Source organism: Curtobacterium sp. UNCCL20 (assembly GCF_900101675.1).
Classification (GTDB): Bacteria; Actinomycetota; Actinomycetes; order Actinomycetales; family Microbacteriaceae; genus Curtobacterium.
The window spans coordinates 983,173-994,884 of the sequence record NZ_FNKG01000001.1 but is presented as its reverse complement, the minus strand read 5'-3'; the positions used below and the strand labels follow the sequence as shown (position 1 = coordinate 994,884).

Below are 11,712 nucleotides of genomic sequence, written 5' to 3'. Positions count from 1 at the left end.
AAGAGCTGCTCGGTGGTGCTCATGCGTGGGCGCCCCCTTCGAAGCCGGCCTCGTACTGTTCGAGCCAGGCCTTCTGCTCGGCGATCAGCGGGTGCGGCTCGCGGTAGACGTTGTCGAACATGACATCGACGGACGGCGGCGTCAGGGCCACCGTGCGACGGCGGACGTCGGCGGCGATGTCCTCGCCCTCCTCGTCGAACGCGGCGAACTGCTCGTCCGTCGCGCCCTTGGAACGCAGGTACGCCTCGGACCGGACGATCGGGTCGCGGCGCACCCACTCCTCGAGCTCGCCGTCGGCCCGGTACCGGCTCGGATCGTCCGAGCTGGTGTGGGCGCCGATGCGGTAGGTGTCCGCCTCGATGAAGGCCGGGCCCTGGCCGCTGCGGGCGTGGTCGGTGGCGACGACGGACGCCGTGTAGGACGCCAGGACGTCGTTGCCGTCGATGAGGACACTGGGGATGCCGAAGCCGCGCGGGCGGTCGACGAGCGGAGTGGGCGACTGCACGGACACCGGGACCGAGATCGCCCAGTGGTTGTTCTGCAGGAAGAAGACGACCGGGGCCTTCGTCGACGCCGAGAACACGAACGCCTCGTTCACGTCGCCCTGGCTGGTGGCGCCGTCACCGAAGTAGACGATGGAGCAGGCGTCGCGGTCGGGATCGCCCGTGCCGACGTCGCCGTCGAGCTTCTGCCCGAGCGCGTAACCGGTGGCGTGCAGGGTCTGCGAGCCGATGACGAGCGTGGAGATGTGCGTGTTGCCGCGCTGGTCCGGGTCCCAGCCGCCGTGCGTCTGGCCGCGGTACATCGCGATGATCTCCATCGGCTCGACGCCGCGGTGCATCGTGACGGCGTGCTCGCGGTACGACGGGAAGACGTGGTCCTGGGCGCGGAGCGCGAACACCGAACCGACCTGGGCCGCTTCCTGCCCGTGGCTCGGCACCCAGAGGCCGAGCTGGCCGGTGCGCTGGAGGTTGTGACCGGCGTGGTCGAACCGACGGGTGAGGACCATGCGGCGGTGCATCGCCAGCAGGGTCTCGTCCGGGATCGTACGCGCAGCGGCGGCGAACTCGGCGTTCTCGTCGGTCTCCACGAACCGGCCCTCGGGGTCGAGGAGCCGGATGGTGGTCGTCGCGGGGGCCGCGGCGCGGAATGACATGCGGGCCAGCGTAGCGGCAGCGACTACTCCGCTGCCTGGAGGTCCCCCACAAGTGCACGGGCCGTTTCGAGGAGCGTTTCCACAGCCTCGTGCTCACCGATCGAGATGCGGATGCCCTCGGGCGCGAAGGCCCGGACGATGATGCCGGCGCGCTCGAACGCCTCGGCCGCGACCGCCGTGCCCTCGCCCGTCGGCAGCCAGACGAAGTTGCCCTGCGCATCGGGGACGGCCCACCCCTGGGCCCGGAGCGCCCGGACGACGCGGTCGCGGCGGGCGGCGAGCTCGGCGACGCGCTCGAGGAGTTCGCTCTCGCGCTCGAGACTGGCGAGAGCCGCAGCCTGCCCCTGCGCCGTCACCGACAGCGGGATGGCGCAGGCACGTACGGCGTCGAGCACGTACGCCGGGCCGAGGGCGTAGCCGACGCGGAGTCCGGCGAGCCCGTACGCCTTCGAGAAGGTGCGGAGGACGACGAGGTTCGGGTAGCGCTCGAGCAGCGCGGCGCCGCGGACCGCGGTCACGTCGGTGACGAACTCGGCGTACGCCTCGTCCAGCACGACGAGCACCGTTGAGGGCACGGCGGCCATGAACGCCTCGAACTCAGCGCCGGTGACGATCGGCCCGGTCGGGTTGTTCGGCGTGCAGACGATCACCATGCGGGTCCGGTCGGTCACCGCGGCGGCCATCGCGTCGAGGTCGTGGCCGCCGTCGGCACGGTTCGGCACCTGCACGCTCGTGGCACCCGCCACGGTGACGACGCCGGGGTACGCCTCGAAGGAGCGCCAGGCGTACACGATCTCGTCGCCGGGGCCGGACGTGGCCTTCGCGAGCTCGTGCAGGACCGCCACGCTGCCCGGGGCCACGTGGACCTCGTCGACCGTGAGGCCGAAGCGGTTCGCGAGCACGGCACGGACGGCCAGGGCGGTGGCGTCGGGGTAGCGGTTGAACGCCGTCTGCGCCTGCACCGCCTCGACCACACCGGGCAGTGGCGGGAACGGGTTCTCGTTGCTGGACAGCTTGAAGGCGTCGGCCGCGGCCTGGCGTCCCTGCTTGTAGGCCGGGAGCACCGCGATCTCGGGCCGGATGTGCACGCGCTCGTCACTCACCCGCTCAGGCTACCGGGCGGGGAGCACCGCGATGCCGGGCCCATCCAAGCGCCGGATGTGCACGCGCTCGCCACTCACCCGCTCAGGCTACCGGCAGCCGTCCGACGCACGTCCGGCACCCATCCGGCACGCCCTCGGGGGCAGGAGGGCATCATGGGTCCATGCGATTCCTCGTCCGCCTCGTCGTCAACGCCGTCGCGCTCTGGCTCACCACGCTCATCGTGAGCGGCGTCTCCGTCACCCCTTTCGGCGACGGCGGCACCACCGCCACCGTGCTGACGTTCCTGCTGGTGGCGTTCGTGTTCGGTCTCGTGAACGCGGTGATCGGCACGCTGATCCGGATCGTGGCCTTCCCGATCTACATCCTGACGCTCGGACTCATCTCGTTCGTGGTGAACGCGATCCTGCTGCTCATCGTCGCGGGGATCTCGGACGCGTTCGGGTTCGGGCTGCACGTCGACTCGTTCGGCTGGGGCATCGTGGGCGCCTTCGTGCTCGCCGTGTTCGCCTGGCTGATCGGGCTGTTCGCCCGCCCGGTGCTCAACCGCCCGCGCGCGTGACGGGAGCCGACGACGCGCCACCTGCGCGCCTGACGCGAGCCGACGACGCACCACCAGCGCACCTGCCGGAGGCGGACGAGACGACAGCCGTCGCGCACGAGTCCCCGCTGCGCCATGATGTCCCCATGACCACGGACGCCGACGCCCCGTTCCGTGTCTCGTTCGTCTGCAGCGGCAACATCTGCCGCTCCCCCATGGCCGGCATCGTCTTCGCCCAGCTCGCCGCCGACGCCGGGCTCACCGACCGGTTCCAGGTCGAGTCCGCCGGCACCGGCGACTGGCACGTCGGCGAACCCGCCGACGAGCGCACGATCGCAGCACTCGCAGCACGCGGATACGATGGCAGCAGGCATCGCGCCCGTCAGTTCGACCCGGACCGGTTCCCGGACCTCGACCTGGTGGTCGCACTCGACCGCTCCCACGAACGCATCCTGCGCTCGTGGGCACCGACCATGGACGACGCCGCGAAGGTGACGCTCCTGTTGCGGTACGACGACGCCTGGCCCCAGCAGACCGACGTACCGGATCCGTACTACGCGGACCGGCACGAGTTCGACCGAGTGCTCTCGACCGTCGAACGGGCCTGCCGGGCGCTCTTCCGCCAACTCGAGCCGGCAGTCCGTCAGGGAGCCCCATGACCCCCCTTCCCCCGCAGCCGATCAGCCCGCTCGACGGGCGCTACTACCCGATCGTGCACACGGTGGGCGAGCACCTCTCCGAGGCCGGCCTCAACCGCGCACGCATCGTGGTCGAGGTCGAGTGGCTCATCTTCCTGACCGACCACGCGATGTTCACCACGTCGCCGCTCAGTGTCGACGACAAGGCCGCGCTCCGCCGGGTCGTGGAGACGTTCGGCCAGGACCAGATCGCCGAACTCGCCGAGATCGAGGCGACGACCCGCCACGACGTCAAGGCGGTCGAGTACTTCGTCCGTCGGCGTCTGGCCGAGCTCGGGCTCGACGCGATCGCCGAGCTGACGCACTTCGCGGCCACGAGCGAGGACGTCAACAACCTCTCGTACGCCCTCACCGTGCGCGACACCGTCGAGCAGGTGTGGCTGCCCGCGTTCCGCGCCGTCCTGGCCGTGCTCCGCGCGATGGCCGACGAGCTGAAGAGCGTCCCGATGCTCTCTCACACCCACGGGCAGCCGGCCACCCCGACGACGCTCGGCAAGGAGCTCGCGGTGGTCGTGTACCGCCTCGAGCGTGTCCTCGCCCAGATCGAGGGCGGCGAGTACCTCGGGAAGTTCTCCGGCGCGACGGGCACGTTCTCGGCCCACCTCGCGGCCGACCCTGAGGCCGACTGGCCCGCGCTGTCGCGCGAGTTCGTCGAGGGCCTCGGCCTCACCTGGAACCCGCTGACGACGCAGATCGAGTCGCACGACTGGCAGGCGGAGCTCTACGACCGGGTCCGCCACGCGAACCGCATCCTGCACAACCTGGCGACCGACGTGTGGACCTACATCTCGATGGGGTACTTCACGCAGATCCCGGTCGCCGGCGCCACGGGATCGTCGACGATGCCGCACAAGATCAACCCGATCCGGTTCGAGAACGCCGAGGCGAACCTCGAGATCTCGTCGGCGCTGTTCTCCACGCTCTCCGAGACGCTGGTGACGAGCCGGCTGCAGCGGGACCTGACCGACTCCACCACGCAGCGGAACATCGGGGTCGCGTTCGGACACTCGCTGCTCGCGCTCGACAACCTGCGGCGCGGCCTGGGCGAGATCGCCGTGAACGAGGGCCGGCTCGCCGAGGACCTCGACCACAACTGGGAGGTGCTCGCCGAGGCCATCCAGACGGTCATCCGTGCCGAGGTCACCGCCGGGCAGTCGAACATCGAGGACCCGTACGCGATGCTCAAGGAACTCACGCGCGGCAAGCGCATCGGACAGCAGGACCTGATCGCGTTCGTGAACGGGCTGGACATCTCCTCGGGTGCGAAGGCGCGCCTGACCAACCTGACGCCGGCGACCTACACGGGCCTGGCCGACGAGCTGGTCGACCACCTGGACGTGTAGGGCCCGCTCTTCCCGGAACAGGCGGCCTGGAGGCGCGGGGCGGCCCCGCCGCACACGTCACCGTCTCAGGTGGTGACGTCCACTGCTTCGGCGACCAGCGCCTCCAGGACGGTGCGGACCACGGGACGGACCGCACGGTCCGGGCGCACCAGCGCTTCGATCCGGCGGCCGGCGCGGACGTCGGCGAGCTCGGCCAGGTGGAAGCGTCCTGGCGCCCGCGTGCCCGACGTGTACCGCGGCACCAGCGCGACGCCGTGCCCCGCGGCGACGAGGTTCTCGATGACCGGCAGGTGGATCGTCCGGAACCCGACGCTCGGCGGGGTGTCCGTCGCGGCCGCCATCGCGGTGAGCACCCGGTCGATCGGGTAGCCCTCCGGCACGCCGATCCACGACTCCCCGACGACGTCGTCGATGCCGACGCGCGCACGTGACGCCAGGCGGTGCCCGAGCGGCAGCGCGACGTCGAGGGGTTCCCGCAGGAGCGACACCGTCTCGAGCGCGCCACGCCCCGCCGGCGGCGCTCCGTCCGGCCGGTGCCCGATCACGACGTCGTGGTCGGCGGCGAGCGGGCCGAACTCGTCCTCGCTGACGTCCACGTCGACCAGGACGAGCTCGATGCCGGGGTGGTCCTGCATCCGGGTGAGGAGCCCGGGGAGCAGCAGCTCCGCGGCGGACGGGAACACGGCGAGGTCGACCCGTCCGGACGCGCCACCGAGGTGCTCGCTCCACGCGGCGTCCACCGTGGCGATCGCCGTGGCCACTCCGGCAGCCAGTCCCGCGAGCACCCGGCCGTCCTCGGTGAGCCGGACGCCGCGCCCGATCCGCTCGACCAGGACGGCACCGACCTGACGCTGCAGGGTCTGCAACTGCTGGGACACCGCACTCGGCGTGCGGTGCGTGGCCTCGGCGACGGCGGTGACGCTGCCCCGTTCGGCGAGTTCGCGGAGGACGGCGAGGAGCTGCACGTCGAAGTCGACCATGCAGGGAGGCTACAACGACGCTTGCGGAACATTCGCTGGTGCTACATCCGCAAGGGCTCCAGGCTGGATCCCGTGCTCCCCCGTGATCGTCTCCTCGCCGTGGTCGTCGCCGTCGTCTGGGGCCTCAACTTCCCCGCGACGGCGCTCGCACTCGAGCACTTCCCGCCGTTCCTGCTCGCCGCGATCCGGTTCACCCTGCTGGCGGTGCCGACCGTGCTGCTGGTGCCGCGACCCCGGATCCCGTTCGGACGCCTGCTGCTCGTCGGTCTGGGGCTCGGGGTGCTGCAGTTCGCGTTCCTGTACCTCGGGATGGCCGCGGGGCTCCCGTCGGGGCTCGCCTCGCTCGTCCTGCAGGCCTCGGCGCCGTTCACCGTCGTGCTCGCCGGGGTGTTCCTGCGTGAGCGGCTGACCGGACGGCAGGTCATCGGTGTGACCATCGCGGTGGGGGCCCTCGCCGCGATCGCGGTGCACCGGGCGCAGGCGGCGGCCCTGCTGCCGGTCGTGCTCGCCCTCTGCGGCGCCCTCGGGTGGGCGATCGGCAACGTCGCGACGCGGCGGGCCGGAGCGTCGAACCCGCTGCACCTGACCCTCTGGTGGTCGATCGTGCCGCCGGTCCCGATGGCCGTGCTGTCGTTCGTCGTCGAGGGGCCGGACCGGATCGGCCGCGCGGTCGGGACCGCGTTCACGGCCGAGGCGCTGCCCGCCGACCTCGGGCTGCTCTACATCGTGCTGGTCGCCACGCTCGTCGGGTACGGCATCTGGTCGCGGCTGATGGCGGCGTACCCGTCGAGCACGGTCGCGCCGTTCTCGATGCTCGTCCCGGTGGTCGGGGTGCTCGCCTCGTGGCTGGCGTTCGGCGAGGTGCCGGACGTCGTCGAGGTCGTCGCCGGCGCCGTGGTGGTGGCCGCGGTGCTGTGGTCGTCACGGCCGGCACGTCGCCCGGAGGTGACGTTGGTCCCCGTGCCGACCGGCAGCGTCCCGGTCGACGCCCCCGCACCGGCGGTCAGCCCCGGTGCTGGCGACGCTCGGCGATGATCCCCGCGAGCGCACCGCGCAGGTGCGGGTACCGGAACTCGTAGCCGGCCTCGACCAGGCGCGTCGGCACCACCCACCGGCTCTTCAGGACCAGCTCGGTCTCGGTGCGGATCGCGAAGGACCCGATCTCGAGCATCCACCGCCACGTCGGCAGCCCGAACCGGCGGCCGACGGCGTCCCGGATCGTCGCCATCACGGTGCGGTTGTCCGACGGGTTCGGGCTCGACACGTTCACCGGGCCGTCGATGGCGTCGTGGTCGCGGACGAAGCGGATCGCCCCGAGGACGTCGGCGATGTGCACCCAGCTGAACCTCTGCCGGCCCCGGGTGTGCCGGTCGTGGTGGTACGTCCCCGCCCGCAGCCGAGAACGGGTCGGGAACCAGGGGCCGTCGTACTGCGGTCCACCGAGTCCGGCCTGCGCCAGGCGGAGGAGCGGCACGAGGGCGCTGCCGTCGCCGAACACGATCGCCATCCGCAGGGCGACGCGGCGGGTGCCGGGCAGGTCGGCAGCGAACAGGGCGTCCTCCCACGCCTTCGCCACGGACACCGAGAACCCCTCGCCGAGCTCGCCGGTCGCCTCGTCCTGCGGCCGGTCGTCGGCATGCCGGTAGATCGTCGCCGTCGACGCGTTCACCCACAGCGGCGGCGGGTGCTCGCTCGTGCGGATCGCCTCGGCGAGCTCGAGGGTGGTGTCCACACGGGAACGGATGATCTCCGCCCGGTTCCGCCGCCCGTACCGGCAGTTCACGCTCTTCCCGGCCATGTTCACGACGAGTTCGGCACCGTCGACGAGCTCGCGGACGCGGAGGGTGTTGCCCCACACCGCGTCGCCGCTGCGGCCGATGGTGACGACCTCGTAGCCCTCGTCGCGGAACGCGTCCTGCAGGTACTTCCCGACGAACCCGCTCGCGCCGGCGATCACCGCTCGGCCCCTGGTCGTCCCGACGCTCTCGTCGCTCATCGTCATCCCCCGTCTCGGTCCGGCGCGATCTCGTACCGGAACGCCCCCTCGTACCGGTACAGCGTGCCGACGAGCGGCGCCCGGAGCACCAGGGACACGCGCTGCACGTCGGCTTCGTCATCGAATCGTTCCACGAGCGTCACACGCGGGGCGATCGGGGCCGGAAGGCGCACCTCGCGTCCCAGCGCGCGGAACGACACCCGCGTGGAGACCAGGCGCAGGGCACCCGCGTCCGATCCCGCCGCGTCGACCTCCGTCCGCAGGAGCGCGCTGACACGCCCGTGGCGACCGAGGTGGTCGACCAGACCGTCCGGTTCGGCGGTGATGGCGTCCACCATCGTGCGGTCCCCGGAGCGGAAGCGGAAGGTGCGGTGGGCGCGGACGGCGATCCGTTCCTCCAGGCCGTGCGCACCACGACGGACGCGAGCCGGCCGGTTCTCGACCGTGAAGGGGACGTCCCGTTCCCAGACCGGGAACATGACGGCGTCACGGGCGAACCACGCGAGGACGGGCCAGAGCCACCGGCGCGGCGTCCCCACCACGGTGAAGACCCCCTCGCCACGGCCGACGTGCCCGGGCGGGATCGGTCCGAAGTACGTCCGCAGCCGGGGGTGCAGCCGGGCGAGGACGTCCGGCGTCGCGCTCAGCTCGTAGGGCGACCGGGTCACGCTCCCGATCCTGGCATGTCCACGGTGCGGAAACCTACGATGGGGGCATGGGCCACGACCACGGAGCAGCGCACACGCACGGACACGCGTCCGAGCGTGCGCTGCTCATCGCGTTCTGCATCTCCGCGGGCATCCTGCTCGCCGAGGTCGTCGGCGCCGTGGTCACCGGCTCCCTGGCACTGCTCGTCGACGCCGGGCACATGGTCGTCGACACCGGTGGCCTCGGCATCGGGCTCGTCGCCACCCGACTCGCCCGCCGCAGCCCGACCGCGCAGCGCACCTGGGGCTTCCAGCGGGCCGAGGTGCTCGGGGCCACGGCGCAGGCGGCGATCCTGCTCGCGGTCGGCGTCTACGTCATCATCTCGGCGGTGCAGCGGCTGGTCGTCCCCGCCGAGATCCACTCCGGACCGCTGCTCGTGTTCGGGATCATCGGGCTCGTCGGCAACCTCGTCGCGTACGGGGTGCTGCTGCGGGCATCGGGTGAGGGCTTCACCTCGCGGGCCGCGCGGCTCGAGGTCCTGAACGACACCCTCGGGTCCGTCGCCGTCATCGCGGCCGCGATCGTGCTGATGGTCACCGGCTGGGAACGGGCCGACTCGGTCGCCGCCATCCTGATCGGGCTGCTCATCCTGCCGCGGGCGATCCGACTGCTGCGCGAGACCGCGAACGTGCTGCTCGAGTCGACGCCGCCGGGGCTCGACCTCGACGCGGTGCGCGGGCACATCCTCGAGCTCGACCACGTCATCGCCGTGCACGACCTGCACGCGACGCTCGTGGCGACCGGCGTGCCGAACCTCACCGCGCACGTGGTGGTGGACGACGAGTGCTTCTCGACCGCACACGCGCCCCGGATCCTCGACGCGCTGCAGCAGTGCGTGGCGGAGCACTTCGACGTCCCCGTGGAGCACTCGACGTTCCAGCTCGAGCCGGCCGCGCACCGGCGGCACGAGCACGAGGTGCACGCCTAGGGCGGTGCGCTCGGATGCGGCGGCGCGGGCGTCGGCGCGGCCTCGGCGCGGCGTCGATGCGGAACGACATCGTCGCGGTCGTACGACATCGGCATCGTCGTTCGTTGCAACCGCGGCGAACCGGCGCGTGCACGGGACGACATCGTCGCAGTCGCACGACATCGGCATCGTCGTTCGGGGTCGACCTTCCGACCTCGATCGAACCGACATCGACCCGTCAATCGACCCGGCGGGGTGCGGTCAGCAGCCGTCGTCGCGCGTCGGGTACGCCGTGATGACCCGCTCGGTGGTGGCGGAGACGATCACCTTGACGAACGGCTCCGCATCGGGGCGGGATCCGTCGTCGAACTGCACGGGGGCGACGTAGCAGACCTTGCCGTCGCCGGCGTCCTGCGGGTACCCCGTGCGCGGTGTCTCGAGTGTGGTCTGCACGGCGGTGAGCATCGCGTCGTCCCAGTCGCGGGAGCCGTGCCCCGTCACGACGTCGTCCCAGTCCTGCGTGTGGCGGACGCGGATGTGCTCGTAGCCCTGGCTCGAGTTGCCGCACTGCATGACGACCGAGCCAAGCGCAGCGGTGTCGTACCGGGCGACGGTCTGCCGGGTGTCCGAGGCGCAGCGGTCGAGGACGGTGCTGCCGGGGAGGTCCGGGCCGGTCAGGGTGATCGTGACCGTACCGTCGGCCGCGGTGCCGTCCCCGGCGGTCGCGCTCGGGGTCACCGTCGCCGCGGCACCGCCGAGGACCGGGTCGTCGGCCCCGCGCTGGACGGTCAGTGCGAACGCCCCGGCGACGAGGCCGGCGGCCACGACGGCCGCGACCCCCGTCACGACCGAACGGCTGCGCTTCTGGGTCACGCGCCCAGTATGCCGGACGGGTGCCACGCCTCCGGGCCCGGGCGGGGCGCGAGCCGAAGCGCCCTACGCCTTCGCGGCCAGACGCCGACCGGCGACGACGGCCAGAACCGCGACGAACACGACGTAGGCGAGCAGGACCGGGAGCGTCGGCAGCACGAGCAGCGCGGCACCCACGGCCACGACGGGGACGGTGAGCCCGGCATAGGCGATGAGGAACGTGGCGGCGAGGACCCCGCCGCGACGCTCCGGGCCGACGAGGGCTCCGGCGCTGGAGATCGACGCCTTGAAGAGCAGCCCCACGCCGGCGCCGGCGATCACGCCGCCGCCGATGAACCCGGCGACCTGCAGCACCACCGCGGCGACCGCCAGGATGACGAGCCCGCCGACGAGCAGCACCATGCCGAGCCGGATCTGCGTGCGCTGCGCCAGCCGTGCGAACACGATCTGCGACAGCGCACTCGCGGCGAACACGCCGAACGTCGTGGCTCCGGCGGCGAGCCGGTCGGTCACGTGGAAGGTCGTCCCGAGGAACGTCGGCGCGACCGACGTGAAGAGCCCCTGCACGGCGAGCGCCGCGAACGCCGCGGTCCCGGCGGCCCAGAACGCGCCGGACTTGCCCTCGGGCGCCTGCAGCCGCTGCGGGCGGTAGGCGACGGGCGTCTCCGGGCGGTCGACGGTCTCCGGGACGGCGAGGACCAGGACGAACGCGACCGCCAGCGCCACGAGGAACACCACGTACGGCACCATCAGCGGCTGCCCGACGAACTCGGCCAGGGCTCCGCCGACGAGGGCGCCGAGCGACAGACCGCCGAGGTTCACCGCGCCGGCTGCGACTCCGGCACCGGCCGCCGAGCGCTGCGAACCGGTCGCACGGACCCGCAGCTCACCGAGGTGCGCCGTCGCGGTCGCCGTCAGGAGTCCGACGCCGAGGCCGGTCACGAGCCGCGCGACGATGAGGCCGGAGACGTCGTTCCAGAGCAGGAAGAGCACCGCGGCGACGAGTTCGAGCGCGATCGACACGAGGATGAGCGGCCGCCGGCCGTGCACGTCGCTGAGGTGCCCGGCGAGGAAGAGTGCGCCGACGACGCCGACCCCGTACGCCGCGAACACCACGGTCGTCGTGAATGTCGGGAACCCGTCGCGCGCCTGGTAGATCACGTAGAGCGGAGCGGGGACGGTCGCGAAGGCCATCACCGACAGGAACGCGAAGGCCACGGCCCAGAAGCCGAACCCGTGACGGCGCCGGGTGTGCGAGCGGCGGCCTCGGGGAGCGACGACGCGGTCGCCCGCGGAGGCGGACGCGGACACCGGCGAAACGGTGCCGGAGGCGGTGGCGGGGAGTGCGCCGGTCGGGGTGTCGGTGGCGGTTGACATGCTCCGATGATCCCGCCGCCGGTTCATCGAGTCCA

The 11,712-nt window shown here is 72.2% G+C and carries 12 protein-coding genes; 5 read left to right on the top strand and 7 right to left on the bottom strand.

From position 1 onward, the window contains the following. Positions 1-19: 19 nt before the first annotated feature. Complete coding sequence (locus BLT36_RS04955) at positions 20-1,156, bottom strand: thiamine pyrophosphate-dependent dehydrogenase E1 component subunit alpha (protein ID WP_092092452.1); 1,137 nt, start codon at positions 1,154-1,156, stop codon at positions 20-22. Positions 1,157-1,179: 23 nt separating this feature from the next. After that, complete coding sequence (locus BLT36_RS04950; RefSeq protein ID WP_092092450.1) at positions 1,180-2,259, bottom strand: histidinol-phosphate transaminase; 1,080 nt, start codon at positions 2,257-2,259, stop codon at positions 1,180-1,182. A gap of 161 nt (positions 2,260-2,420) precedes the next feature. Between BLT36_RS04950 and BLT36_RS04945 the strand changes: the two genes are divergently transcribed. From BLT36_RS04945 to purB, 3 genes are all read left to right on the top strand, one after another. After that, on the top strand, positions 2,421-2,819 hold the full coding sequence (locus tag BLT36_RS04945; RefSeq protein WP_092092448.1) for a phage holin family protein: 399 nt from the start codon (positions 2,421-2,423) through the stop codon (positions 2,817-2,819). Positions 2,820-2,944: 125 nt separating this feature from the next. Then, a complete protein-coding gene (locus BLT36_RS04940; RefSeq protein ID WP_092092447.1) occupies positions 2,945-3,457 on the top strand; it encodes a low molecular weight protein-tyrosine-phosphatase in 513 nt (170 codons plus the stop codon). After that, complete coding sequence (purB, locus tag BLT36_RS04935; RefSeq protein ID WP_092092445.1) at positions 3,454-4,839, top strand: adenylosuccinate lyase; 1,386 nt, start codon at positions 3,454-3,456, stop codon at positions 4,837-4,839. Before BLT36_RS04940 ends, purB begins: the two co-directional genes overlap by 4 nt. 65 nt (positions 4,840-4,904) lie before the next feature. Here purB and BLT36_RS04930 read toward each other — a convergent pair whose 3' ends face one another. Next, positions 4,905-5,819, bottom strand: coding sequence for a LysR family transcriptional regulator (locus tag BLT36_RS04930; protein WP_092092443.1), 915 nt, complete (start codon positions 5,817-5,819; stop codon positions 4,905-4,907). Between the two features lie 72 nt (positions 5,820-5,891). Here BLT36_RS04930 and BLT36_RS04925 point away from each other — a divergent pair, with 72 nt between their 5' ends. Then, positions 5,892-6,854: an EamA family transporter gene (locus BLT36_RS04925; protein WP_092092441.1), complete on the top strand. Its 963-nt coding sequence runs from the start codon at positions 5,892-5,894 to the stop codon at positions 6,852-6,854. On the opposite strand, the gene BLT36_RS04920 is transcribed toward BLT36_RS04925, so the two are convergent. After that, positions 6,823-7,815 (bottom strand): epimerase, encoded by a 993-nt coding sequence (locus tag BLT36_RS04920; protein ID WP_092094335.1) that lies wholly within the window; start codon positions 7,813-7,815, stop codon positions 6,823-6,825. The two genes, BLT36_RS04925 and BLT36_RS04920, sit on opposite strands and share 32 nt — an antisense overlap. Positions 7,816-7,817: 2 nt before the next feature. Next, the gene (locus tag BLT36_RS04915) at positions 7,818-8,483 is read right to left on the bottom strand and encodes a DUF4166 domain-containing protein (RefSeq protein ID WP_092092439.1); all 666 of its coding nucleotides are present in this window, start codon (positions 8,481-8,483) and stop codon (positions 7,818-7,820) included. Positions 8,484-8,530: 47 nt separating this feature from the next. On the opposite strand from BLT36_RS04915, the gene BLT36_RS04910 reads away from it, so the two are divergent. Beyond that, positions 8,531-9,451 (top strand): cation diffusion facilitator family transporter, encoded by a 921-nt coding sequence (locus BLT36_RS04910; protein ID WP_092092437.1) that lies wholly within the window; start codon positions 8,531-8,533, stop codon positions 9,449-9,451. Positions 9,452-9,691: 240 nt separating this feature from the next. Here the strand turns inward: BLT36_RS04910 and BLT36_RS04905 are convergent, their stop codons facing one another. Beyond that, complete coding sequence (locus BLT36_RS04905; RefSeq protein WP_092092435.1) at positions 9,692-10,303, bottom strand: hypothetical protein; 612 nt, start codon at positions 10,301-10,303, stop codon at positions 9,692-9,694. 63 nt (positions 10,304-10,366) lie between these two features. Continuing rightward, positions 10,367-11,677 (bottom strand): MFS transporter, encoded by a 1,311-nt coding sequence (locus tag BLT36_RS04900; protein WP_092092433.1) that lies wholly within the window; start codon positions 11,675-11,677, stop codon positions 10,367-10,369. Between the last annotated feature and the right edge of the window lie 35 nt (positions 11,678-11,712).